General features: G+C 69.3%; 18 protein-coding genes. 9 read left to right on the top strand and 9 right to left on the bottom strand.

Going from position 1 to position 23336, the window contains the following annotated elements; translation table 11 throughout:
• From tatB to HUW62_RS13155, 3 genes are all read right to left on the bottom strand, one after another.
• Positions 1 to 263 (bottom strand): Sec-independent protein translocase protein TatB (tatB, locus tag HUW62_RS13145; protein WP_176434639.1); only part of this gene is annotated, 263 nt, incomplete at its 3' end.
• A 130-nt stretch (positions 264 to 393) separates the two neighbouring features.
• A complete protein-coding gene (locus HUW62_RS13150; RefSeq protein WP_163870905.1) occupies positions 394 to 1677 on the bottom strand; it encodes an MFS transporter in 1284 nt (427 codons plus the stop codon).
• A 43-nt stretch (positions 1678 to 1720) separates the two neighbouring features.
• Positions 1721 to 3778 carry a HAMP domain-containing methyl-accepting chemotaxis protein gene (locus tag HUW62_RS13155; RefSeq protein WP_163870906.1) on the bottom strand — a complete coding sequence of 686 codons (2058 nt, stop codon included), beginning with the start codon at positions 3776 to 3778 and terminating at the stop codon, positions 1721 to 1723.
• A gap of 120 nt (positions 3779 to 3898) precedes the next feature.
• Between HUW62_RS13155 and HUW62_RS13160 the strand changes: the two genes are divergently transcribed.
• Both HUW62_RS13160 and HUW62_RS13165 read left to right on the top strand, forming a co-directional pair.
• Entirely contained in the window at positions 3899 to 4927 is a 1029-nt protein-coding gene (locus HUW62_RS13160; protein ID WP_176434640.1) for a histone deacetylase, read from the top strand.
• A 160-nt stretch (positions 4928 to 5087) separates the two neighbouring features.
• Entirely contained in the window at positions 5088 to 6143 is a 1056-nt protein-coding gene (locus HUW62_RS13165) for an alcohol dehydrogenase catalytic domain-containing protein (RefSeq protein ID WP_163870908.1), read from the top strand.
• Positions 6144 to 6175: 32 nt separating this feature from the next.
• Here HUW62_RS13165 and HUW62_RS13170 read toward each other — a convergent pair whose 3' ends face one another.
• The gene (locus tag HUW62_RS13170; protein ID WP_163870909.1) at positions 6176 to 8461 is read right to left on the bottom strand and encodes a heavy metal translocating P-type ATPase; all 2286 of its coding nucleotides are present in this window, start codon (positions 8459 to 8461) and stop codon (positions 6176 to 6178) included.
• Positions 8462 to 8785: 324 nt separating this feature from the next.
• On the opposite strand from HUW62_RS13170, the gene HUW62_RS48695 reads away from it, so the two are divergent.
• The 3 genes from HUW62_RS48695 to HUW62_RS13180 all read left to right on the top strand — a co-directional run bounded on the left by HUW62_RS48695 (position 8786) and on the right by HUW62_RS13180 (position 11595).
• Positions 8786 to 9343, top strand: coding sequence for a universal stress protein (locus HUW62_RS48695; protein ID WP_240357156.1), 558 nt, complete (start codon positions 8786 to 8788; stop codon positions 9341 to 9343).
• Between the two features lie 26 nt (positions 9344 to 9369).
• Complete coding sequence (locus HUW62_RS48700; RefSeq protein ID WP_240357158.1) at positions 9370 to 9669, top strand: universal stress protein; 300 nt, start codon at positions 9370 to 9372, stop codon at positions 9667 to 9669.
• A 96-nt stretch (positions 9670 to 9765) separates the two neighbouring features.
• Positions 9766 to 11595, top strand: coding sequence for a hypothetical protein (locus tag HUW62_RS13180; RefSeq protein ID WP_176434641.1), 1830 nt, complete (start codon positions 9766 to 9768; stop codon positions 11593 to 11595).
• Positions 11596 to 11638: 43 nt separating this feature from the next.
• On the opposite strand, the gene HUW62_RS13185 is transcribed toward HUW62_RS13180, so the two are convergent.
• On the bottom strand, positions 11639 to 12943 hold the full coding sequence (locus tag HUW62_RS13185) for a threonine/serine exporter ThrE family protein (protein ID WP_163870911.1): 1305 nt from the start codon (positions 12941 to 12943) through the stop codon (positions 11639 to 11641).
• 148 nt (positions 12944 to 13091) lie between these two features.
• Positions 13092 to 13955, bottom strand: coding sequence for a hypothetical protein (locus HUW62_RS13190; RefSeq protein ID WP_176434642.1), 864 nt, complete (start codon positions 13953 to 13955; stop codon positions 13092 to 13094).
• A gap of 291 nt (positions 13956 to 14246) precedes the next feature.
• Here HUW62_RS13190 and HUW62_RS13195 point away from each other — a divergent pair, with 291 nt between their 5' ends.
• Positions 14247 to 15749, top strand: a complete 1503-nt coding sequence (locus HUW62_RS13195; protein ID WP_163870913.1) for an arylsulfatase — start codon at positions 14247 to 14249, stop codon at positions 15747 to 15749.
• Between the two features lie 50 nt (positions 15750 to 15799).
• Here the strand turns inward: HUW62_RS13195 and HUW62_RS13200 are convergent, their stop codons facing one another.
• Entirely contained in the window at positions 15800 to 16195 is a 396-nt protein-coding gene (locus tag HUW62_RS13200; RefSeq protein WP_163870914.1) for a response regulator, read from the bottom strand.
• 218 nt (positions 16196 to 16413) lie between these two features.
• On the opposite strand from HUW62_RS13200, the gene HUW62_RS13205 reads away from it, so the two are divergent.
• The gene (locus HUW62_RS13205) at positions 16414 to 17175 is read left to right on the top strand and encodes an SDR family NAD(P)-dependent oxidoreductase (protein WP_163870915.1); all 762 of its coding nucleotides are present in this window, start codon (positions 16414 to 16416) and stop codon (positions 17173 to 17175) included.
• A gap of 21 nt (positions 17176 to 17196) precedes the next feature.
• A complete protein-coding gene (pyrF, locus tag HUW62_RS13210) occupies positions 17197 to 18051 on the top strand; it encodes an orotidine-5'-phosphate decarboxylase (RefSeq protein WP_176434643.1) in 855 nt (284 codons plus the stop codon).
• Between the two features lie 66 nt (positions 18052 to 18117).
• Here the strand turns inward: pyrF and HUW62_RS13215 are convergent, their stop codons facing one another.
• Entirely contained in the window at positions 18118 to 20688 is a 2571-nt protein-coding gene (locus tag HUW62_RS13215; protein WP_163870917.1) for a penicillin-binding protein 1A, read from the bottom strand.
• A gap of 32 nt (positions 20689 to 20720) precedes the next feature.
• Complete coding sequence (locus HUW62_RS13220) at positions 20721 to 21677, bottom strand: RluA family pseudouridine synthase (protein WP_163870918.1); 957 nt, start codon at positions 21675 to 21677, stop codon at positions 20721 to 20723.
• 44 nt (positions 21678 to 21721) lie between these two features.
• Here HUW62_RS13220 and HUW62_RS13225 point away from each other — a divergent pair, with 44 nt between their 5' ends.
• On the top strand, positions 21722 to 23188 hold the full coding sequence (locus HUW62_RS13225; RefSeq protein WP_176434644.1) for a pentapeptide repeat-containing protein: 1467 nt from the start codon (positions 21722 to 21724) through the stop codon (positions 23186 to 23188).
• Positions 23189 to 23336: the final 148 nt, after the last annotated feature.

Raw genomic sequence — 23336 nt, forward strand, 5'->3', positions numbered from 1 at the left:
GCGTCGGGCGGCAGGGCCTGGGGGGCGGGCGAGTTCGCGAAGGCCGTCCCCGGGCGCACCGGAGGGGTGGGCTCCCGGTTCAGCTCGTGGTCCATGGTGTAGAACTCACGCTCCACCACGTTGCGGACCTCGTCCGTCTGGCGACGGAACTCCCGCATGAACTTGCCGATGGCTCGCGCCAGCTCGGGCAACCGCTGCGGCCCGAGGATGAGCAGCGCGGCCACCGCGATGAGCACCATTTCGCCTGCGCCGATGTTGAACATGTCCTGACGGGCTCCCGAAGCAGCCCGGTTTATCGCGCCCCGGGCCCCCTGGCGCAACCGCTCGACACATCCTGACATCCGCCCGTCACCGCGGGCGGGGGGCAACCGGGCCCCCTGGCGGACCCATACACTACTGGTGTGGGTGTGCCTGGGGCGACAGGGGGACGGCCAGGCCCTGACTGGCAGGCACCGCCAGCGCCCGGGCCTGCTCCTTGGAGCGGACCTGGCGCTCCACCACCCACAGCACCGGCGGCAGCAGCAGCGACAGGCCCATGGACACGGCGGCCACCCGCCCCATTCCCCCCAGCGTGCCGTCCGGCAGGTCCGTCAGGAGCTGCGCGCTCAGGAAGGCCCCCAGGGCGGAGGCCATGTGCTGGATGGCGGACTGCAACGACATGAAGCGCGCGCGCACCGGGTTGTCCGGCACGCGCGAAGTCAGCGTGTTGTAGGACACGTTGCGCACGCCCATGGCCGTCATGAACAACACGAAGAGCAGCGGAATCGGCAGCCAGTGCGGGTAGTGCACGAAGCCCACGTAGGTGGCGAACAGGAGCAGCACCGAGCCCGCCGTTCCCACTTTGAAGGCCCCGAGCCTGTCCACCAGCGGACCCGACAGCCTCAAGGTGACGAAGCTCACGATGCCGCCGACGAAGTACGGCAGCCACAGCAATTCCCGGGGGTAGCCCAGGTTCTGCTGGAGGTAGGCGGAGATGTTGGGGATGAGGACGAAGCCCGCCATCATCACCACCGCCGTCATGAGGTACGACAGCTGCACCTCGCGGCGGCCCAGCAGCTCCAGCACGCCCACCGTGTGCACCGGACCGCGGCCGCCCATCAGGTGCGCTCGCACCGGCGGCAGGAAGAAGATGGCGCCCAGCGCCACCAGCAGGCCCAGGCCCGCCACCACGAAGAAGGGCAGCCGCCAGCCGCCGTGCTCGGCCAGCTTCAACGCCATGGGCACGCCCGCCACCGAGGCGACGGAGAAGGCCCCCATCACCGCGCCCAGCGCCCTGCCCCGCCGCTCCACCGGAATCAGGTCCGCGATGATGGACAGCGACAGCGACGTGGCGGGCCCACCGAAGATGCCCGCGACGACGCGCGCCAGGAGCAGCGTGGACAACCCCGTGGCGAGTCCTCCCGCCGCCGTGGCGATGACCAGGCCCAGCATGGACACCGCCAGCGCCTTGCGCCGGTCGAACCGGTCCAGGAAGTACCCACCCGCGAGCCCCGCCACGCTGGCCGCCGCGGTGTAGGCCCCGCCAATGGTGCCGATATGGGAGGAGGCGATGCCCAGGCCCTTCCCGAAGTCCGGGCCCAGCGGCATCACCATCACGAAGTCCAGGATGTTGACGAACTGGACCGCGCCAATCAGGAAGACCACCCAGCGCTCGGACACCTGTCGCTCTGTCGGCATGCCGACCCTGTCCTAAGCCATTCGCGGGCGGCGCGCACGACAACTACACGCGGAAGCGCCGCACTTCGCCCCGAAGGATTTCCGCCTGCCGCTGGAGGTTGTCGATGGCCTCCTCGAGCTGCTTGACGGAGCGTGTCTGGTGCTCGGACACGCCCTTGATGGTCTCCACGGCCTTGAGGACCTGCTCGCTGCCCTTGGTCTGCTCCTTCTGGGCGCGGTTCAGGTGGGTCACCATCTCGTTGATGCTCTCAATCGAGCGGGTGATCTGCTTGCTGCCGTGCGCCTGCTCCTGGCTGCTGCGCTGCACGTGGGCGGTGAGCGCCTTCATCTTCTCCGCGCTCTTCATGATCTGCTCGCCGCCCTTGGCCTGCTCGTTGGAGGCCTTGGAAATCTGCTGCACCGTCTCGCTGATGCGGTGAATCGAGGCCGTCACCTGCTTGCTGCCCCGCGCCTGCTCCACGGTGGCGCGGGCAATGGCCTTCACCATCTGCGTGGACTTCTGGGTGCTGTCGTTGATTTTGCGCAGCGCCCCTTCCGCCTCGCGACCCAGTTGCACGCCCTCGTCCACGTTGCGCGCGCCCTGGTTCATCACCACCACGGCGTTGCGGCTCTCCTCCTGGATGCTGCGGATGAGCTCCGCGATTTCCTTGGTGGACGCGCCGGTGCGCTCGGCCAGGTCTTTGATCTCCTCGGCCACGACGGCGAAGCCCTTGCCGTGGTCTCCGGCCTGCGCGGCGATGATGGCGGCGTTGAGGGCGAGCAGGTTGGTCTGCTCGGCCACGTCGTCGATGACGTTGAGGATGTTGCCAATCTCGGAGATGCGCCGGCCCAGGCTGTCGATGACGTCCGCCGTCGCGCGGCTGGTGTCCTTGATGCGGTCGATGCCGGTGAGCGTCTTGCGCAGCGCCTCCACGCCCGTCTGGGCGTCGTCGAAGACCTGCTCGGACAGGCGCGCCGTCTCCTTCGCGTTCGCCTCCACCTGACCGATGGCCGCATCCATCTGGCTGATGGCCGAGGACGTCTCCTCCGTGGAGGCGGACAGCTCCTGGATGTTCTTGGCGACCTCCTTGATGGAGAAGGTCATCTCCTCAATCGCGCTGGTGGTCTCCTCCACGCTGGCGGCCATCGCGGTGACGTTCTCCGCCACCTCGTCGTTGGTGGCGGCCATCTCCATGATGGAGGAGCTGCTCTCCTCCGCGCTCTGGTAGAGGACCTCCACGTTCTCCGCGATTCCGCGCAGCGAGGCCATCATCTCCACCATGGAGGAGGACGTCTCCTCCACGCGGGCCTGGACGGTGCTGGCGCCGGACGACACGGTGGTGCCCGTGCGGTGGATCTGCTCGATGACGCCCGCGACGACGTCCGACACGCCGCGCACCCGGCCCAGCGTGTCGCGCCAGCTCTGGGCGATGCGGTTGAGCGCCTCCGCCAAGAGGCCCAGCTCGTCGCGCGAGCCCACGTCCACGCGGCCGGTGAGGTCCGCCTCCGCGAGCCTCCGCGCCATGGTCATCATCGCGTCCAGCGGGACGAGGATGAACGCGCGGGAGATGAAGAAGGCCACCACGAGGAACAGCGCCAGGCCGATGCCGAACGCCAGCAGCACGACGTGGCGCAGCGAGGTGACGACCTCGTCCAGGGACGAGAAGTTCACCGCCACCAGCACCTGACCCGGGCCCTCGCGAAGCACCACGGGGCGGACAATCGCCCGGTTGCCATTGTCGAAGATGACGCCATCCAGCGGCGCGCCAGGACTCCCCTCCAGCTTCTCCCGGAGGTTCTTCTGCAGCCACGTCTCCGCGCCAGGCGGGTGGACGGCCTGCATCCGGCCATCCGCGCCGAGCACGGCGATGAGCGCGAAGTCGTCGTCGCCGCCGTGCAGCGTCTCCAAGAGCGGCGGGAGCATGGAGACGGACTGGTTCGCCAGGTCGCGCGCGGCCTGGACCGCCCTGTCGTCGCCGTGCTTCGTCAGGCGCGTCTCCAGGAAGTCCTCCACCCGGGCGGGGACGACGAAGAAGAGCGTCCCCAGGATGAGGGCCAGCACCACGGCGAAGGAGCCGAGCAGGATGCTGCGCAGTCCGGGTTTCTTGAAGCGCGGAGCCAAGGCGGGGCACTGTAGGAATGGAAACACCGACAGGGCAAGGACCGGCGTGGAGCCCTCGTCCGCCTCTCCGCCTGGCGGGAGCCTGACTTCCCCACGTCAGGATGCGTAAGGTCATACCCGATGAAGCCCACCCTGCTCTTGACCGACCCCCTCTTCCTCCAGCACGACCCGGGAGAGGGCCACCCCGAATCCCCCGAGCGCCTGCGGCGAATCCTCGGGGTGCTGGCGCGCGCGCCGGTGCGGGGCACGGTGATGGCGTCTCCCCGCTCGGCGACGGACGCGGAGCTGGCGGCGGTGCACACCCCGGAGCTGCTCGCGCGCCTGCGCAAACTCAGCGGGCAGCGGGCCCAGATTGACGCGGACACCCACGTCTCCGCGGACAGCGTGGACGCGGCGAGGCTGGCCGCGGGCGCCTCGGTGCAGGCCGTGGAGGCCGTCATGGCGGGACAGGCTCGCAACGCCTTCGCGCTGGTGCGTCCTCCCGGACACCATGCGGAGCCGGACCGCGCCATGGGCTTCTGCCTCCTCAACAACGCGGCCATCGCGGCGGAGGCGGGACGTCGGCTCGGCGCTGAGCGCGTCCTCGTCCTCGACTGGGACGTGCACCACGGCAACGGCACCCAGGCTGCCTTCTGGGGGCGCCGCGACGTGATGTACCAGTCGGTGCACCAGTTCCCCTACTACCCGGGCACCGGCGCCACGCCCGAGGTGGGCCTGGGCGCGGGCGAGGGCTACACGGTGAACGTGGGCCTTCCGGGCGGCAACTCGGACGCGGACTACGGGATGCTCTTCGAGGAGCTGCTCCTGCCGGTGGCCGAGGCATACCGTCCCCAGTTGGTGCTGGTGTCCGCGGGCTTCGACCCGCATCAGCACGACCCCATCGGCGGCATGGACGTCACGGAGCGGGGCTTCGCCGCGATGTGCTCCGCGATGCGCGCGCTCGCCGAGCGCGTCTGTGACGGCAAGCTGGTGCTGCTGCTCGAAGGGGGCTACTCGCTGGAGGGCCTGTCCCAGTCCGTGCATGCCTGCATCGAGGTGCTCGCCGGACGCTCCGACAGCTTCCCCACCGGCGACGTCCACACGGACGCGAAGGAGGCGCTGGCCGCGAGCCGGCGGGCGATGAAGCCTTACTGGAGCGCGGTGTCGTAGTCCCGGCTCCCCCGAGGACATCCCTCCACGCCTTGGAGCATGCAGCCGCCGCTCCGTCAGTCATGCCAGGGAACATCCCGGCAGGCGCGTTTGCAGGAGAAGGACGGGGTCCCGAAGTTGGCTGGGAAGCGCATTCCAGATGCGTGGCCACGGAGGGGAGATGCAGGCAACCGTCTTTCGAGGGAGCCAGCGGTTCGGGCTGGAAGAGGTGGAGAAGCCACGCGCGGGCGTCGGAGAAGCCATCGTCCGGGTCACCCTGACGACGATTTGTGGAACCGACCTGCACATCATCCGGGGTGAGTACCCGGTGAAGCCGGGCCTCACCATCGGCCACGAACTGGTGGGTGTCATCGACGAACTGGGCCCGGGCGTCGAGGGCTACCAGCCAGGGGACCGCGTCCTCGTGGGCGCAATCACGCCGTGCGGCCAGTGCCATGCATGCCTGTCGGGTCACCTGTCCCAATGCGGACACGGCTCGGGGTACGAGGCGATGGGAGGCTGGCGTCTGGGCAATACCCTGCCCGGCGCGCAGGCCGAGTACGTCAGGATTCCCTTCGCGCAGGCCAACCTCGCGCCGGTGCCCGCGGGGCTTTCGGACGAGCAGGTGCTGCTGCTGGCGGACATCGCCTCCACGGGATTCAGCGGCGCCGAGTCGGGCGGGGTGCGAATCGGCGACGCGGTGGTCGTCCTCGCCCAGGGGCCCATCGGGTTGTGCGCCTCTCTGGGGGCCCGGTTGATGGGCGCCGCGCTGGTCATCGGCGTCGATGGGGATGAGTCCCGGCTGGCCTTCGCCCGCAAGCTGGGCGTGGACGTGGTGCTCGACCATCGAAACCAGGACGTGGTGGCCGAAGTGAGGCGGTTGACCGGCGGCGGGGCTGACGTGGCCATCGAAGCCCTGGGGACCCCGCAGACATTCGAGACGGCCCTGCGCGCACTGCGTCCGGGCGGCACGCTCTCCAGCCTGGGCGTGTACTCCGGCAAGCTTCAACTGCCCTACGACGCCTTCGCCGCGGGGCTCGGAGACCACCGCATCGTCACCACGCTCTGCCCGGGAGGCAAGGAGCGCATGCGGCGGTTGATGGCCATCATCCAGGCGGGGCGGGTGGACCTCACGCCTCTGCTCACGCACCGCTTCGCGCTGAAGGACATCCACGACGCGTACGAGCTCTTCGGCCAGCGCGCGGACGGAGTCATCAAGGTCGCCATCCGCCCGTGAGGGACAGGGCCCACCCAAGGAGCGCGAGGTCCTCAGGAGACCGCGTCGAAGAGCTCCTCCTCTTGAGCGAAGTGGAGTTGGAGGATGGCGCCCAAACCGTAGAGGAGCCCGCGCAACTCGCGCTGCTCCAGGGCATCCAGCCCCTGGTCGCCCAGTCCCTCCACGCGGCGATGATAGAGGCGGCCCAGGTGAGTGATTTCCCGGTGGGTGCGACTCATCGGGCCCAACGGGTCCTCGCCCCCCAGCAGTCGCGCCAGCGGGGGATAAAGCTCGGTGTCATCTCTGCGCTCATGAGGCAACAGCCGCTCTCGCAGCAGACCATCCAGTTCCAGCAGTTCGGACTTCTGTTGGGGAGCGCCCAGCGCGTCCAGCCGGTCCGCCAGCGATTGGACCCGCTCGAGCACGGGACGCAGCTCCACGTGTTCACGCCTCAGGTGCCCCACCTCTTGCTCCGACAGGCCGTGGCGCACGGCGGACAGGCCCTTGCCTCCCAAGGCCCGCAGGGCATTGAGAATGACGGCGACGTCGATTCCCTCCTGAAGCAACGCTCCCGCGACCGGCCCCAGCATGCCGGCCGCCGCGAATCCCATGGCCACCAGGGACAAGCCCATCCCGACCACGACGCTCTGCAACGCGATGGAGCGAGCGCGGCGTGCCACGAGCATCGCCTCCACGAGACGGTCCAGCCTGTCCACCAGCAGCACCACGTCCGCGGCCTCGGCGGCCGCGCCCGAGCCGCGCGCCCCCATCGAAACGCCCACGTCCGCGGCCGCCAGCGCGGGCGCATCGTTGATGCCATCCCCCACCATGAGGGTGATGCCCGAGGCGCGTTCGGAAAGGACTGTCCGCACCTTCTCCTCGGGGCTCTGCTCACAGAACACGGCGTCCACGCCCAGCGCGGCGCCAATCGCCTCCGCCACCTCCGCTCTATCTCCGGTCACCATGACGAAGCGCTTCACGCCGGCCCGTCTCAACAGGCGCAGCGCCCTCGGTGCCTCCAGGCGAATCTCGTCCGCCAGAAGCAGGGCGCCAGCCAGCCGCCCGTCCACGGAGACGAATACACCCGAAGTGCCCTCATCCCCCATGCGCCGCAGCACCGCACGCGCCCAGGGCGTGAGCACTTCCGAGCCCCCAGCCCAGGCGGGTGAGCCGAGCCTCAACAGATGCCCCTCCACCTCGCCGCGCATCCCCGCCCCGGGCTGCTCCTCCACCCCGGTGGGAAGGGTGAGGGACAGCCCCCGCTCACGCGCGGAGGTGACGATGGAACTGGCGACGACATGCTGGGACGCCTGCTCCAGCGAAGCGCTCAGCCGCAGCAGCTCCTCGGGGTCTTGGAGGCCATCAGTCTCGATGGCGGTGAGCCGCGCCTGTCCCGACGTCAGGGTGCCTGTCTTGTCGAACAGCAAGGTATGCGCCCGGGCAAGCGCCTCCAGGGCCGCGCCATCCTTGATGAGCACCCCGCGGCGGGCCGCGCGCGAGATTCCAGACACGATGGCCACCGGCGCGGCGATGATGAGGGGGCAGGGAGTCGCCACCACGAGCACGGCGAGCGCCCGCACCGGGTCGCCTGACAACAGCCACGCCGCGCCAGCCAGGGCCAGGGTGAGCGGGACGAAGAGCAGCGCATAGCGGTCGGCGATTCGAACGAAGGGCGCCTTGGAGGCCTGCGCGGACCGCACCAGGCGCACCACGCCCGCATAGGTACTGTCGTCGGCCGTGGAGAGGGCCCGTAATTCGAAGGGCGGCCCCGCGTTGAGGGGGCCGCTTCGCACCCGCTGCCCCGTGGGGTGCGAGACAGGGAGCGACTCGCCCGTGAGTGCTGACTCGTCCAGCACCGCCTCGGCGGAGACCACGAGGCCATCCACGGGGACCACCTCGCCTCCCTTGATGAGCAACAGGTCGCCGGGCCTCAGCGCCTCCACGGGTACCTGGACGAGCCCGCCCTCCGCATATCGGGTGGCGACCTTGGGAGCCCGTCCAAGCAGCGAGGACAGCTCGCGCTTCGCACGGGCGCGCGCGGAGTCCTCCAGGGCACCACCGCTCGCGTACATGAGGGCGATGATGACGCCCGCGAGGTACTGACCGAGCCCCAGGGCGCCCGCCATCGCGAGCAGGGCGACGATATCCACCCCCATCGCGCCGCGGCGCAGGGACTGGATGATGGACGCCGCCACGACGAGCATCACGGGCGCGGTGCCCGCGGCCCAGGAGACGTCCGCGACGTGAGGGGCGCCAAGAAGCCAGGCAAGGCCTCCCACCACCAGTCCCGCCGCGGATACCGCCAGCAACCCCGCGCTCTTGAGCCAGGAGAACCGCATGCGAAGCGTCACCACTCGTCCGCGCCGTCCCTTCCCCCTCCACGAAACATAGTCCCCCCGAGGAGGTTGTCTCGGGGAGCCGCCCAATCTCCTTCAAGCCAGACCGGGCCCCCGCTGGAGCGAGTCCGTCCGTGCCGGGCAGGCGGACCGACGCACGCCGAGCGCCTCTCTCACCCATGGCATGGCGCCGACGACCGTCACTGGCCTCAAGGAGCTGTCGCAGGGAGGCCCCATGGCCATTGCGTGCACCACGGACTGCTCGGATGCCTCGCGACGAGCCTGCGAGACAGCGGCCCTCCTCGCCTCGCGGATGAACGCCTCGCTGTGTCTCGTCCACGTCCTGTCCAGCAACATGACGCGGACCCTCGGGCAGGGCATCTGGGATGCCGCGCGGGAGGCGCGGGGCTGGAGGCGTGGGCGCGCGGCCAGCGCCCCCTGCGCGTGATGCTGGGCGTGGACCGCTCACGGTCCTTCGAGGTCGCGCGCGACTGGGTGAGGGCCCTGGCGAAGGTCGGCCCCCTGGACGTGGTTGGCGGCCACATCTTCTGGGTTTCCTCCGACACCGAGCGGCGGGGGTTGAACCTGGTGCGGCCCTACGATTACAGGGACGTGTCCGCCGACCCGCGCGAGGCCTTGGAGCGAGAGGTGTCCGCGCTCCTGGAGCCATTGCGCTCGGAGAGTCTGACGGTACGCGTGCGGCTGGAACCAGGCGCGGGCCGAGCCACGGACACCCTGGTCGCCCTGGCCGCCGAGGAACAGGTCGATCTGCTGGTGGTCGGCGCTCGTCACCGCAAGCCACTCGCGCGACTGTGGAGTGTGTCGCATGACACCCGGCGGCTGGCGGCGATGTCGGTGGTGAGCGTGCCAGTGCCTTCGCGCTGACCCCACCCGGGGGTACGGTCCACCTGCTGCATGTCGAACCCGATGGAGCGACACCCCGGGAGCTCCAGGCGGCGCGGCGCCAGTTGGAGCTTCGCGTGCCCCGCGCGGAACAGGACGGAAAGCACAAGGTCGAACCGTCCGTGCTGACCGGGGATGACGTGGCGGAAGTCATCGCCCAGGCCGCCGAGCGGCATGACGTGGATCTGCTCTGCCTGGGGACGCATGGCCGTGGTGGCGTGGGTCGGCTGGTGCTCGGTTCGGTGGCGCGGCGGGTCATGGCGCGAAGTGCTCGACCCGCCGTGACGGTGCAAATGCCACGCGCGTAATCCGAAGGTGTCGACATGACGCTGCCCCCGGGTGCGATGCCTGGAAGCCCGCGCGTGGCTACCTCCTGACGGACCCGCCGTGCCCGGGAGGGCTTCATGTCCGTCGAAGCGCCCCAGGCGTCGCGCGCGCCTCCTTGGTTCCGCGCGCGGCGTGGCGGATGGCGTCGGGTCCTCAAGTGGGGACTCGTGGTGGTGCTGGCCTTCGAAGCGCTGCTGAACCTGGCGCTCAATGTCGGCCTGGTGCCCACGCTGCTCGCCAGGGCCACGCCGAGGACGCAGGTGGACTGGCACAGCGGCTGGTGGCTGTGGCCTGGACCCGTGCACCTTCGAGGCTTCTTCGTGCGGCAGCGGGATGCGCGCGCGGCGTGGCGCATCGACGCGGAGCACGTGGACGCCGACACATCCCTCTTCGCGCTCCTGTCCCGTCGGGTGCGCGCGGAGGGAGTTCGAGCCCGAGGTGTGAGCGTGCGGGCGGAGCGCATGCCCGCGTTGGAACAGTCGCCGGCCAGACACCCACGCGCGCACCCGTGGGACATCGAGCTGCGCGACGTCACGTTGGAAGACCTGCGCGAGCTGATGTTGAAGCCGGTGCGTTATGTGGGCCCGGGACAGGTGAAGGGCTCGGTGCGCGTGGTCGCGGGACAGCGGCTCACCGTGACGCTGGAGTCGCTCCGCCTCTCCGATGGAACACTGGAGTTGGAAGGGCGGGCGGTGGCGCGCGTGCGTGAGGTCTCCCACGAACTGGCCCTCGATGCCATCCGGCCCGAGGGGGAGGAGAAGCGCCGGGTGGAGAAGTTCGACGGGCGGCTGGGCGTGAAGATGGAGGTGCTCGACCTCGCGTGGCTCGGGGCGCTGGTGTCCCGGGAGCACCCTGACTTGTTGGGTGAAGGCGCCGGTCAGCTCGACGCGGAGGTGTTCATTCGAGGAGGACAGCTGGCCGCGGGCAGTCGCGTGGATGCGAGCGGGGCTCCGCTGGAGCTGCGAGTGGGCCCCGCGCGTGTGCGTGCCCCCTGGAGTGTTCATGGCGAGGTGACGGAGGACGGGGACTCCGGGACGCGCGGCGTGCTGCGGATGCGCTTCGCGCCCGTCCACGTGGAGGGCAAGGCCGGGCGTGTGCTGGAGGTTCCGGAGGTCTCTCTCACGCTGAATGCGAAGATGCATGACCCCGACACGGGGACGCAGGTGACGCACGAACTGCACGTGGCGCGGAGTCGGCCCGTGGACCTGCGGGTGCTCAACGCGTGGATGGGGAAGACCTTCCGCGTGGAGTCGGGTCACGCCACGCTGGAGGCGTCAGACAGCTCCGCCGGGCAGAAGACGCCGCGGCGGTTGCGACTGGACCTCCAGACGGACCTGGTGGAAGGGCGGTGGGCGGAGACCCTCGTGCTCGGCAAGGCGTCCGTCGAGGTCGACGCGCGGCGCCTGAGCCTGCATGGCAAGAGCCTGGGCCTGGATGGCTCGGCGCTTCATCTGAACCACGTCTCGGCGGATCCGCCACACACCACGATTCGCGGATGGAGTGGGCGCTTCGACCTGCCCCATGCGCGGTTGACCATCGACCCCGCGGAGCTGGAGGCACACTTCTCCGCGCGCTTCTCCAACGCGGACCCGTTCGTCGCGATGCTCACGGCCGAGAAGAAGCTGCCCGGGTTCCTCTCGCCGTTGCTGGAGGCCAGGGACTTGAGCGTCGCCGGGCAGGCGCGGATGAGCGACGCGGGATTACAGGTCCGCGAGCTGCATGCGAAGGCGGACGGGCTCGAGTTGGAGGGCCGCATGGAGACGGCACGAGGAACCACGCACGCGCTCATCTACGCGAAGGTGGGCGTCCTCAGTGGTGCCATCGAAGTCAAGCCCGGTGGCACCCACGTGCGGCTCAAGCACGCACGGCGCTGGTACGAGGAGCGCCTCTCGGCGCCAGCTCGCTGAGGCGCGCGAGGCAGGGCCTGACGCCCGCTCCGGCGGGACGCGGTCACTCGTTGCGGGACGGCTTCGCCAACTTCGCGCGCTGGGAGTCTTCCGTGCGCTCCCGGGTGCTCTCCCGGGCGTCATGCGACAGCCCGAGCATGAAGGCGAACAACAATCCCATCACGAGCTGCAACGCCACGAGCAGCAGCTCGAACACACGCGCGTCGTCGCCCTGCCCCTGGACACCGAGCAGCGCCAGGATGGCCCTCGTGCCGACGAAGCCCGGCGCGAGCTGGAGCAGTCCGGGCATGATGAGCGTCGACGGGAGCCGCCCCGGCAGCCGGCTGTAGAGCTGTCCCGCCACGCCCAGGACGAAGGCGGAGATGAGCGGGCTGCCCTTGTCGCCGAGCACCCCCTTGGTGAGCTCCTGGACACCCCACGCCAGCAACACGGCGCCCACGATCCACGGCGTATCTCGGCGCCTCGCGGACATGCACACCGTCAACGCCAGCCCACCCACGGCGATGATGACCACCACCACCGCATGCGGCAGCGCGTTCGCATGGGTCTGAAGCGGGAGCGGCCCGAACAAGCCCCAGAGCGTGCCCGCGGCGGCGATGCCCACGCCCAGCATGAGGAAGCGCAGCAGTCCATAGGTGAGCCGCGACAACCCCGCCTCCACCGACTCGCCCACCAGCTCCGCCGAGCCCAGCGTCACCACCATCGCCGGCACGAGCAGCGTGATGCCTCCGAAGAGGGCTCGCGCCGCATCGAACGACGGAAGGACGAAGGTCAGTCCGAAGGCGAGCAACGTCCCCAGGAACGCCGCGAGGAAGCTCTTCTGCAGGTCCACCCGCTCGGACTTGAGCGTGCCGAAGTGAATGCCTCCCGCGAGCACCCCCACCGCGAGCGCCGCCACCAGCTCCCACCAGCCCCCACCGACGCGCGCGGCGACCGCGGCGCCATACACGCCATACGCGAGGTAGACGAGCCACTCGGGATGCAGCCGATGCGGCGCCATGATGCCGTCCAGCTCGGCGCGGGCCTCGGCCACCGTGCGCTTCCCCCGCGAAATCGACTCCGACAGCAGGAGCAGCGAGGCGGCGCGCGTCAGGTTCCAATGTGGATTGAAGGGCAGCCGGTGGAAGTCGACCCGGCGCGCCGCGCCCGAGCGCACCTCCGTCACCGCCAGCGTCTGGAGGGTGAACACGTCCACCTCCAACCCCCAGGCCCGGGCCGCCTTCCTCACGCGGTTCTCCACGCCAAAGGACGGCACGTACGACAGGTGCAGCGCCCTCGCCAGGTCGAGCAGCAGGGCCACTGTCGCGTCCTCGTCGAGCAGCGCCCCGGGCTCCGTTGCCTCGCTCATGCGCGCCGCCCTCCTGGCGACCTGCCCTTCCGACGGAGTCCGTCTCCACGCGACGGACGCGGACCGCCCGAACCTGGAGGTGGGGACCCGTCGCGCGCGCGGAAACCAGCCCTCCGGGGCGACGCCGTGTTCCCCGCACCGAGCAGCGTCACCGCATCTCGGGCGCCTCGTCGGCGGTGTCCTCGTCGGCAGTCTGGTCCTTCTCCACCAGCGCGAAGCTGGCGCCGATGATGAGGCTGAGCTGGAGGAAACGGATCTTCTGGCTCGCGGACAGCGGCTGGAGGCCCGCGCGCTCCACCGCGTCGGCGAGCCGCTCGGTGGTCTGCTGCCCGAAGGCCACGTTGCCGCCCAACGTGAAACGCGAGCGGCCCACGGTGAAGTGCAGGCCGGTGGCGACATGGTAGAGGTCCCAGCCCGACAGCAGCGCGTTCATGTTCGACGTCTCCGTCTCGCCGCTGAAGTCGGTGTGGGCGCTCAGGTACGCGCGCAGGCGGGAACCCAGCCGCTGCTCCACGCCCAGCGCCACGTTGACCAGCGGCGCGAGCGCGAAGTCGACGTCCGGGTCGATGACCTCCTGGGAGTCACGAGGGGAGAACGGGCTGGCATCGACCAGCGTGAAGGGCTTCACCCGGGCGAAGCCCTCCACCGCGAGATACACGGAGGTGCTCCCCAGCGTCCCACCCACGCCGAGCGCCACCGCCCAGCTCGAGTGAAACCTCGCCTCCAGTCCATCCTGGAAGTCGAAGGCCGACGCGGGCAGCGACGACAGCCCGAAGCCCCGCTCCAGAATCGCTCGCTCGAAGTTCGACTCGCCCTCTCCCCACAGCGCCACGCTCGGAGTCGTCACCGTGAGGCCCGCGGACAGGTGCTCGCGCTGGTAGCTCACGCCCAGCTTCGCGAGCAGCCGCACGTGTCGCAGGTGGAAGTCCCGCCCCAGCGTGGACAGCAGCGCGCTGCCTCCGGAGCCCGAGCCCTGCGCGAGCACCTGGATGTTCGTCTCCTGGTCCCTCACCGCCGCGTCCAGTAGTGCGCGTCCTGCCCCCGGGCCAGGGGCGACATCAGGAGCAGCAGCAACAGTCCCCACGGCCTGACTCCTGGCATCCATCCACCCGAGACTCGCGGAACGCCGCAAGGTGGCCACGGGCCAGCACCCACGCCATTGCCCCGTGAATGGAGCCCGGTGTCCGCCGCGCACGAAGTCGGACCGAGCCGCTGCACCGTCGGCCTGTCCACCCGTCCGCCCCGCCTTGTCCCCCGAGGGCGTCACGCTCACTCCTATTCCACATTCACGTCGGGGGACTCGATGGCGACCCAGAAGAAGAAGGAAGCGAAGAAGCAACCCAACATCATCGTCATCTTCGGTGACGACATCGGCTACTGGAACGTCAGTGCCTACAACCTCGGGGTGATGGGCTATCGCACGCCGAACATCGACCGGCTGGCGAAGGAAGGCGCGCTGCTCACCGACTACTACGCGCAGCAGAGCTGCACGGCGGGGCGCGCGGCCTTCATCACCGGCCAGTGTCCGTTCCGCACCGGCCTCACCAAGGTCGGCATGCCGGGCGCCAAGGTCGGCCTCCAGCCCGAGGACCCGACCATCGCGGACCTCCTCAAGGCCCAGGGCTACCGGACCGCGCAGTTCGGCAAGAACCACCTGGGAGACCGCGACGAGTACCTGCCCACCGTCCACGGCTTCGACGAGTTCTTCGGCAACCTCTACCACCTCAACGCGGAGGAGGAGCCCGAGAACCCGGACTACCCCAAGGACCCGGCCTTCAGGAAGCGCTTCGGTCCGCGCGGCGTGCTGCGCTGCAAGTCGGACGGCAAGGGCGGACAGAAGGTGGAGGACACCGGCCCGCTGACGAAGAAGCGGATGGAGACGGTGGACGAGGAGTTCCTCTCCTCCGCCATGGACTACCTGGAGGACGCGAAGAAGTCCTCCCAGCCGTTCTTCATGTGGTTCAACACCACGCGCATGCACGTGCACACGCACCTGAAGCCGGAGTCGCGGGGCAAGACGGGGCTCGGCCTCTACCCGGACGGCATGGTGGAGCATGACGGCATGGTCGGGGAGCTCCTCGACAAGCTCGACTCGCTGGGGCTGTCGGAGGACACCATCGTCGTCTACACCACGGACAACGGGGCGATGACGTGCATGTGGCCCGACGGCGGCATGACGCCCTTCCGCGGCGAGAAGGACACCAACTGGGAGGGCGCCTTCCGCGCGCCATGCGTCGTGCGCTGGCCCGGCGTGATTCAGCCCGGCACGCAAATCAACGAGCTGTTCTCGTCCGAGGACTGGCTGCCCACGTTCCTCGCGGCGGCGGGCGACCCGGACATCGTGGACAAGCTCAAGAGCGGCCACGAGGCCAACGACAAGACCTTCAAGGTCCACCTGGATGGCTACGACCAGACGGAGCTGTTGTCCAGCAAGGGGCCCTCGGCGCGCACGGAGTTCTTCTACTTCGGCGACGACGGGGAGCTGGTCGCCGTGCGCCACGGGCGCATGAAGCTCGTCTTCGCGGAACAGAACGCCAAGGGCATCGAGGCCTGGGGCGAGCCCTTCACCATCCGCCGCGCCCCGCTCGCGTTCGACCTGCGCGCCGACCCGCTGGAGCGCTCGCAGGACGCCGTCGGCTACCAGACCTGGCTCATCGACCACGCCTTCTACTTCGTGCCGGCGCAGCAGGCCGTGGCCCGGTTCCTCTCGAGCTTCCGCGAGTTCCCGCCGCGCCAGCGTCCGTCGAGCTTCTCGGTGGACCAGGTGGTCGCCAAGCTGGAGAGCGCGCCCTCGGGCATGCACTGAGCGCCTGAGTGGGTGGGGCCCGCGTCCTTCCAGCGGCGCGGGCCTCCGCCTCACACGGGCTGGGGCTGCTTCTCCGCGTCGAGCACGTAGCGGGAGACAGCGCCGAGCAGCTGCTCCACGTCCACGGGCTTGCGCAGGTAGTCGTCCACGCCGAGCGCGGCGACCTCGCGAGCGCTCACGCCCTGCCCGGAGATGACCACCACGGGGATGGGCGCCAGCAAGGCGTCCTCGCGCTGTCTGTCGCGGAACTCCCAGCCGTTGACGTCCGGCATCATCAAGTCCAACAGAATCACGGAGGGACGTGCGCCCCCGCGCAGCAGCTCCAGCGCCTCACGCCCGCTGTGCGCCAGCAACACGCTGTGCCCCTCCAGCTCCAACACGTCCTTGAATGCCAGGAGGATGTCGGGGTCGTCGTCGATGGCGAGCACGCAGTTCGAGGGCGTCATGTGCGCGTCCCTCCTCGTGGAGACAAGGTGCGGACGAACAGGCCCTGTGCCATCGGCCGGCCGCCGAGCGAAGCACGCACGGAAGGGCCGGCGCGTGCATGCTCGTCAACACCCTGGCGCTCCGGACGCGGCCGGACGGACGAGGCCCCGCATGGTTTTGTGTCCCAATTCCGCCGCCAACCGTGCGAGAAGCAGCGACGCAGCCAGGAGGAGACACCATGGCGGAGATGAGCTACCGGACGGCGCTGGTGACGGGCGCCTCGAGCGGCCTGGGACGAGGGTTGGCGCTGTGGCTGGCCAAGCGCGGCCTGCGCGTCTTCGCCGCCGGGCGCAGGATGCCGCAGCTCCAGGCCCTCGCCGACGAGGCCCAGGCCGCGGGCGCGACGGTGGAGCCGCTGGAGCTGGATGTCACGCGCACGGAGGCCCACCTGGAGCGCCTGCGCGAGCTCGACTCGGAGTGCGGTGGCCTGGACCTCGTCGTGGCCAACGCGGGCGTCGGCGGTGTGACGCATGGCAAGCGCCTGGAATGGGACAAGGTGCGGGCCATCATCGACACCAACGTCACCGGCGCCGCCGCCACGCTGACGGCCGTGCTGCCGCAAATGGTGGAGCGCCGCCGGGGACATGTGGTGGGCATCTCCAGCCTCGCGGCCCATCGGGGGTTGGCGGGACATGCGGCGTACTCGGCCTCGAAGGCGTTCCTCGCCACGTTCATGGAGAGCCTGCGCGTGGACCTGAGCAGCACCGGCGTGCGCGTCACCACCATCTACCCGGGCTTCGTGAAGAGCGAGATGACCGCGGACAACCACTTCCCCATGCCCTTCCTGATGGAGACGGACGCGGCGGTGGAGCTGATGGGCACGGCCATCCTGCGCGGTGAGACGGAGCTGTCCTTCCCGTGGCAACTCGCCCTGCCCTCGCGGCTGGCGAAGGTGCTGCCCAACCCTCTCTTCGACGCGGCCGCCCGCCGGCTGCGCTGACCCCGCACAGGAGCTGGAACGGTGACGACCCCTCCATCCTTCGCCCAGCGCTTCGCCCGGCTCGCCGACGAGCGCTCTCCGTTCTGCCTCGGCGTCGACCCGTCGAAGGATTTGCTCGCGCGCTGGGGACTGCCCGACACGGCGCAGGGCCTCTCGGACTTCTGTGAGCGCATCGCGGACGCAGCGGGTGACAGCGTCGCGGTGGTGAAGCCGCAGAGCGCGTTCTTCGAACGCCACGGCCCCGCGGGACTCCAGACGCTCCAGGCGCTGATGAAGCGCTTCAAGGCGGCGGGCACGCTCGCGCTGCTCGACGTGAAGCGTGGGGATATCGGCTCCACCATGGACGCCTACGCGGAGACCGTCTTCGGCGTGGGTAGCGCCTACGAAGCGGACGCGGCCACCTTCTCCGCGTACCTGGGCCTGGGCGCGCTGGTGAAGACGATTGAGCGGGCGCGGGCGTCGGGCGCCTGTGCCTTCCTCGTCGTGCGTTCCTCCAACCCGGAGGGCACGTCGCTCCAGACGTCCACTGGCGGCGATGGACGTACCGTGGCGGAGGTCCTCGCGGACGGGCTGCGCGAGCTGAACGAGAAGGCGGGACCGGGTGTGCTGCCCGCGGGCGCGGTGATGGGGGCCACCCTCCCCGCGTCGGACCGGGACATCGTGGAGCGGCTGGGCGGCGCGCTGATGCTGACGCCTGGAATCGGCGCGCAGGGCGCGGGCTTCGACGACCTCAAGCGCCTGTTCGCCGGGCGCGAGGCGCAAATCATCCCCACCGCGACGCGCTCCGTGCTCGAAGCAGGGCCGGATGTGGCGTCACTCCGCGCGGCCATCCAGCGTCACGTGGAGCCCGCGCGCCGCTTCCGCACGGGCGCCTGAAACGACTCGGGCCCCGCGTCCTCCCGAAGGAGGCGCACGGGGCCCGGAAGTCCACGTCGGTGAGCGCTACTGCGCGCCCATCATGAACTGGTCCACGTCGACCTGGTTCTTGTCGGGCACGGCGTCCTTCGGCTCGGTGCCCTTCTTGAAGAACATCAACTCCGAGCCCTTCGCGCCGGGGCTGGCAATCTTGCCCGTCTTCTTGTCGATGTGGAGCCGCACCAGGTCCATCGACTGCCACGGGTAGAACTCCGACTGCGGCCGACCCTCCAGCGCGCGCTTCATGTAGTTGAGCCAGATGGGCAGCGCCGCGCGGCCACCCGTCTCGTACCGGCCGAGCGGATGCGGGTTCAAGTCGTAGCCCACCCACGCCACCGTCACGAGATCTCTCGTGTACGCCGCGAACCACGCATCAAAGGAGTCGTTCGTCGTGCCCGTCTTGCCGGCGGCGGGCTTGCCCAGGCGCGTGGCAGGCCCCCCCGTGCCCTGGAGCACCACGCCGCGCAACAGGTGCGTGAGGATGAAGCCGACCTCCGCGCTCATCACCTGCTCACCAGGCTCGAAGAGGCGCGCGTAGCCGGCGGCCACGCGGTCCTGCAGCGGCGCCCACGCGTCATCGAACGCGGTGTGGTCCTCCAGCGTGCGGCCGAAGCGGTCCTCCACCTTGCGCACGAAGTACGTGGGCTTCTTGCGGCCGTAGCGGTTGAACGTCGCGTAGGCGTTCGCCAGGTCCAGCGGGTACACGCACGAGGAGCCGAGCGCCGCGGAGAAGTCCATGTTCATGGGCGTGGTGATGCCCAGCTTCGTGCTCCACGCCGCCATGTTCTTCACGCCCACCGCGCCGAACGTCTTCACCGCGGGGATGTTCATCGAGTTGACGAGCGCGGTGCGCAAGAGCACGTCCCCCACGAACTCCTCGCTGTAGTTCGCCGGCTTCCACGACACCTTGTTGTCCGGGTCGTGCTCCACAATGGGCGAGTCGACGATGACGGTCGCCTCCGTCCAGTTCAGCTGCTCCAGCGCCGCCGAGTACACGAAGGGCTTGAACGAGCTGCCCGGCTGACGGCACGCCTGGAAGGCGCGGTTGAACTCGTTGTCGTCGAAGTCGTACCCGCCCACCATGGCCGTGAGGTACTGGCGGTGGGGGTCCACGGAGACGAGCGCGCTCTGCGCCTCGGGCGTCTGCTCCAGCCGGAAGAGCTTCACGCCCTCCTCGGGGATGTCCTCCGCCAACTTCTTGTCCCACTGCTCCTTGTCGTCCGTGAGGTCCTTCTTCGTCACGTGACGGACAACGACGAGGTCGCCCACGGCGATGGCCTTCTTCACCGACGAAATCATCATCGCCGGGTAGTAGCCCTCCGGGTTCACCTTGCGCGCCCAGCGCATGCCGAGCAGCGGCAGCCGCCCCGCATGCGGTCCCACCTGGACGTCCGCGCCCTTGCCGTCCGAGTCAATCTGCGTGACGGCGGCCACGTAGAGCCGGTTTTCGGCGAGCGCGTCCTTGCCCATGGACTTCTTCGCGCGGTCGATGAAGGTCTTCATCGCCTCCGGCGTGAGCTGCTGCACCGGCCCACGCCAGCCCTGGCGCTTGTCCACGGAGAGCAGCCCATCCATCACCGCGTCCTGCGCGGCGCGCTGGCGCTCGCTGTCCATGGTGGTGAAAATCTTGAGGCCGTCCTTGAGCAGCACGGGGTTGCCGTACCGGTCCACCACGTCCTTGCGCACCTGCTCCACGAAGTACGGGGCGAACTCGTGGAAGACGTCCTCCACGGGGAACACGTTCACCACTTCCGCGTTGGCCGTGTCGTGCTCGGCCTGCGAAATCATCCCTTCCACCAGCATGCGGCGCAGCACGTAGGAGCGGCGCTTGCGGGCGGCCTCCGGACGCAGGAAGGGCGAGTAGCGGCTGGGCGCCTGCGGAAGGCCGGCGATGAGCGTCATCTCCCCGAGCGTCAAATCCCGCACGTCCTTGCGGTAGTAGTTCTCCGCCGCGCTCTGCACGCCGTAGCTGTGGTGCCCGAGGAAGACGTTGTTCAGGTAGAGGTAGAGAATCTCCTCCTTGGTGAGCGACTGCTCCAACCGCAGGGCGAGGATGGCCTCGCGAATCTTGCGGGTGAGCGTCTTCGCGGTGGCGGACTTGTAGCCCTCCGCGGAGATGAGCACCGCCTTCGCCGTCTGCTGCGTCAGGGTGGAACCACCCTGGATGCCGCCGGAGCGCAGGCCCAGCTTCGAGCCAATCGTCTTGAAGGCCGCGCGCGAGGTGCCCAGGATGTCCACGCCGAAGTGGTCGAAGAAGCTGGAGTCCTCGCTGGCGATGAACGCCTGCACCAGCCGCTTCGGAATCCGCTCGTAGGGCACCACTTTGCGCCGCTCGTTGTAGAACTCGCCCGCGAGCACCGCGTCGTCGGTGTAGACCTCGGTGACGATGGGCGGCCAGTACTCGTCCACCTTGGGGATGGCCGGCAGCCCGTTCGAGTACACGTAGTAGATGGCCACCAGGCCCACCGCGCCCGCCGTGGCACCCGTGAGGGCCAGCCACCCACCCAGCTTCAGCAGCACCTTCCACCAGCGCCCGGGGGGAACCCCCTTCAGCACCAGCTTCGAGCGGCTTCGGTCAGTCGTCTTGGAGTCGGACATACGTGTATCGGAACCTCGCGGGCGTCACGGCCTCAGGGCAGCAATGCGGCCCGCTTGAGCACGTCTCGGAGCTCGGGGGGGATGGGGGCTTCCACGGCCACCTTCGCCCCGCCTTCAGGGTGTGGAAATTCGATGCGCTCGGCGTGCAGGAACAACCTCTTGAGCCCCCAGCGCGCCTGCACGTCGCGGTTGAAGGCGAAGTCACCGTATTTCTTGTCCCCGACCACCGGGTGGCCAATGGAGGCCAGGTGCCTTCTTATCTGATGGGTGCGCCCGGTCTCGATGGAGCAGGACAGGAGCGCCACCTCGCCCGACTGCTTGACGACCTTCCAGCGGGTGAGGGCCTCCTGCATGTTGACCCCGCGCCGGGCCTTGGATTCGGCCGTCTGCTGGTGCTCGGACAGGGGCAGGTCGATGACCCCGGACTCCTTGGGCATCTTCCCCTTCACCAGGGTGACGTAGCGCTTCTTGGAGAGCCCGTGGGTGAAGACCTCCGTGAAGTGCACCATCGCCGGGCGCCGTTTGGCGACCAGGATGACGCCGGAGGTCTCCCGGTCCAGGCGGTGGGCGGGTGACGCCGTGAAGTCGTTCCGGACGGCCTTGGGTCCCAGATAGGCGCGCACATAGTCCACCAGCGTGCCGCCGGTGATGCCGCTTCCGGTATGGACGGCCATCCCGCTGGGCTTGTCCACGGCCATCAACCAGTCGTCCTCTCTCAGAATGACCAGCCGGCTGGGGTCCACCGGCGGGGGTGGACGGTCCACTTTCGGACGGTCCTCTCCCCTGAGCGTCTGCTCGTCTCCACGGATGGTGAGCACGTCTCCGTCCGCGAGCAACTGCTCGGGCTGGGCACGTTTCCCGTTCACCCGCACCTTCTTGGTGCGAATCATCTTGAACAGGTGACTCACGGGGACAGTGGGGAGCCGTTTGCGCAGGAGCTTGTCCAGGCGCATCCCGGCGGTGTCGGTCTCGATTCGGTACTCGATCATTTGTGCTGGCGCGCGGACCAGACCATACGAATAATCCCCGGTCCATGCCGAAAGCCCTCAGTATCGAGAAGCTCCTCCAGAACGGGTCGGCCGAGTGGAACCGACTGCGCAAGGCCGGTCAGGTCCCGTCCGAGCACACTGGAGCCACCTTCACGCAACTTTTCTCCGCCAACGCGGACTTGTCGGGCCTCGGGCTCGTCGGCTCCGAGTGGGAGCGGTGCGATCTGTCGAAAATCAACTTCCGGGACACGGACCTGTCGAACGCCTATTTCCACGGCGGGCGGCTCCAGGACTGTGACTTCCGGGGGGCCAACCTCGAAGGGGCCACCTTCGAGAAGCTGAAGCTGCTCCGCTGTGACTTCACGGGCGCCAAGGGTCTGGACGACGTGGAGATGGACGATGTGGACATGGACCGGGTGGTGGGTCTGGACGGAGAGGAAGCACCTCCTCCGCCTCCGCCTCCGGCCCAGGGCATCACCGCGTTCACCCGCGAACAGCGGGAGAAGGCGCTGGGCGTGCAGGCCGCGGCGCTCATGATGGGAGAGCCGTCCGAGGAGCTGCCGCCGTTCAAGCCGCAGGACCCGCCCGGCTCGCTCTTCTTCCGGGGCCTGAAGCGGATGGCGATGCCGCCGTTGTGGGTGTTGGACGTGCCGGGCTTGAGGCCGCTGGTGCCGCAGCGGATGCCTCCGGGCAGCTCGCTGGAGACGCTCTACCGCGAGGCGGTGAAGACGCGGCTGGAGAACAAGAAGCCGTCGGCGGACCCGGGCGTGGTGGAGAAGGCGCAGAAGGCGCTGCGGATGGGTGCCAAGGACGCGGCCGTGTCGGCCATGTACCTGCGCGAAGTGGGTGTGTTGCCGCTGTTCCGCTTCTCCGCGGCGCAGGTGTTGAAGGCCGCGCTGCGGGAAGAAGTGGACGTGGATGACCTGACGGGGTCCATCGACCCTCGGACGACGGGCGCGCTGTTGGAGTTGCGGCTGACGCACGAGGTGGTGGAGCACCTGCAGGAGGCTCGGCGGCGGCTGGCGGCGACGCAGCTGTACACGTCGCTGTTGGAGGCGGGCTTCAACCCGGACAACAACTGGGACGAGGCGCTGGAGTCGAGCGAGGCGGCGCTGGAGCTGGCGCACCTGGCCACCGGCGACAACCGCGACGCGCTGTTCGAGGGCTTCCAGGTCTTCTCGGCGCTGCCCGAGGAGGCGCGGTTGCGCCGGCTGGCGTACCTGGCGGAGTCGGTGTCCAACCTGGAGCTGGTCAGCCGGCTGCCGGAGGGGATGGAGCCGGCGTGGCTGCACGGGCCGGAGACGCGCGAGTGCCACGAGCGGGAGATGACCTACGTCCAGTCGCTGAAGGCGGAGGAGATTCCCACGAAGGTGGCGGCGCTGGCGAAGGCGGAGCTCGGCGTTCCCGAGGGCTCGGTGCCCGAGGAGAGCGACGGGGATTTGTTCATCCACCTGCGCTGTGACGTGTGTGGCAAGGAGAAGCTCATCGTTCAATCGCCCGACGCGGAGTGACGGCGAGTTGAGTGGTGGGGCCCTCGGGGCCGCTGGAGTCCTCTTGGGGACTCGGCGGCCCCGCGGTGTTTCTGGGGGACGCGCTGGCCTGTCTGGATGGGGAGCGGACGAGCGGAGCGTGTGCTCACGAGGCCCTGGGGATGACCAG

Source organism: Myxococcus sp. AM011 (genome assembly GCF_013372595.1).
Taxonomy (GTDB): Bacteria; Myxococcota; Myxococcia; order Myxococcales; family Myxococcaceae; genus Myxococcus; species Myxococcus eversor.

What these genes read in the sequence shown, in the direction of transcription:
- HUW62_RS13150 (WP_163870905.1), bottom strand. Translation starts at nt 1,677, where the DNA reads ATGCCGACAGAGCGACAGGTGTCCGAGCGCTGGGTGGTCTTCCTGATT.
- HUW62_RS13160 (WP_176434640.1), top strand. Translation starts at nt 3,899, where the DNA reads ATGAAGCCCACCCTGCTCTTGACCGACCCCCTCTTCCTCCAGCACGAC.
- HUW62_RS13165 (WP_163870908.1), top strand. Translation starts at nt 5,088, where the DNA reads ATGCAGGCAACCGTCTTTCGAGGGAGCCAGCGGTTCGGGCTGGAAGAG.
- HUW62_RS13170 (WP_163870909.1), bottom strand. Translation starts at nt 8,461, where the DNA reads ATGCGGTTCTCCTGGCTCAAGAGCGCGGGGTTGCTGGCGGTATCCGCG.
- HUW62_RS13180 (WP_176434641.1), top strand. Translation starts at nt 9,766, where the DNA reads ATGTCCGTCGAAGCGCCCCAGGCGTCGCGCGCGCCTCCTTGGTTCCGC.
- HUW62_RS13185 (WP_163870911.1), bottom strand. Translation starts at nt 12,943, where the DNA reads ATGAGCGAGGCAACGGAGCCCGGGGCGCTGCTCGACGAGGACGCGACA.
- HUW62_RS13195 (WP_163870913.1), top strand. Translation starts at nt 14,247, where the DNA reads ATGGCGACCCAGAAGAAGAAGGAAGCGAAGAAGCAACCCAACATCATC.
- HUW62_RS13200 (WP_163870914.1), bottom strand. Translation starts at nt 16,195, where the DNA reads ATGACGCCCTCGAACTGCGTGCTCGCCATCGACGACGACCCCGACATC.
- HUW62_RS13205 (WP_163870915.1), top strand. Translation starts at nt 16,414, where the DNA reads ATGGCGGAGATGAGCTACCGGACGGCGCTGGTGACGGGCGCCTCGAGC.
- HUW62_RS13215 (WP_163870917.1), bottom strand. Translation starts at nt 20,688, where the DNA reads ATGTCCGACTCCAAGACGACTGACCGAAGCCGCTCGAAGCTGGTGCTG.
- HUW62_RS13220 (WP_163870918.1), bottom strand. Translation starts at nt 21,677, where the DNA reads ATGATCGAGTACCGAATCGAGACCGACACCGCCGGGATGCGCCTGGAC.
- HUW62_RS13225 (WP_176434644.1), top strand. Translation starts at nt 21,722, where the DNA reads ATGCCGAAAGCCCTCAGTATCGAGAAGCTCCTCCAGAACGGGTCGGCC.